At 28.4% G+C, this 1,023-nt stretch carries 1 protein-coding gene; it reads right to left on the bottom strand.

Annotated features, from left to right (window positions below; all coding sequences use genetic code 11):
• Positions 1-438: 438 nt before the first annotated feature.
• Complete coding sequence (locus M4I23_RS19530) at positions 439-924, bottom strand: hypothetical protein (RefSeq protein WP_249755531.1); 486 nt, start codon at positions 922-924, stop codon at positions 439-441.
• Positions 925-1,023: the final 99 nt, after the last annotated feature.

The raw sequence follows: 1,023 nt of genomic DNA, 5'->3' as shown, positions 1-1,023 counted from the left end.
AACTAAGCATTATTTTTATACAATGTTAGCATGCGTGTTTATTTTTGTCGGACTTATTTTACGAAATAGTTGCGTTTAATTTTTTAGAACCTCGAATTTTTTGAGTATGAGTAAAGTCAGTTGCTCGTTAACTTTGCGTAATGTTTGTTAAAAGTCAGATGTTTTTGCGCAAGAGTAAAGTCAGTCGCACGCAACAGTTGCGTTTTGAATGGTCAGAAGTCGGTTGAGTGAGATTTTAAGGAATCTATTTTAAACTACTTTTGAGTGATTTTTATTTTCCAGAGCTGAGTGAGACATGAATGCTAACGGTTTGTATAATGATAGTGCGGTTTTGTATTCGAGGATTTTCCGAAGGAAAATCAGAAGCAAGCAAATGAGCAATATCGTTTTGATTCAGGAATAAACTTAAGCATTATTTTTATACTTTGTTAGCTGTAGTTACTTAACAATTTTGTTTTTTAGTTCAATCTTTCTCTTTAATATAGCTTCTCTAAGCATTTTTTCGTCATCTCCAAACATAGAGTTACTTTTCATGATATAGAAAGATTCCACATCCTTATTACTTTTTATAATTGTAATTTTTAAATGCTTAGCTCTTGTAACAGCCAATAATCTAGTAGTTTCAATTTTTAAAATATCTTCTAGCTTGATAATTTTTTTATACTTTAAAAATGTTTTTTTCAAAATAATTTTATGATTTTTGGAATCAAAATATCCAATAAAAGAAATTAAATAAAGGGTAATTCCTACGATTATTAATACAATCATCATTATAGGAAATAAATATTCTTGTTTCAATACTATATTTTCCCAATCCATAATTGATTTATATGAACCATATAAACCAAATAACACCATAAAGATGTAAAAGTTAAGAGATAGTTTTGCTTTCATCGAGTACAATTCAATTAAGTTTTCTTTCATTTTTCTATTTTTTATTACAGCTAACGTTTATGTATATGGAAAGTTGCGTGTTTGTGTGCGAGGATTTTCCGAAGGAAAATCAGAAGCTAGCAAACAAAG

It is taken from the genome of Algibacter sp. L4_22 (assembly GCF_023473045.1).
In the GTDB taxonomy this organism is placed as follows: domain Bacteria; phylum Bacteroidota; class Bacteroidia; order Flavobacteriales; family Flavobacteriaceae; genus Algibacter.
This window is presented reverse-complemented; position numbering and strand designations above follow the sequence as displayed.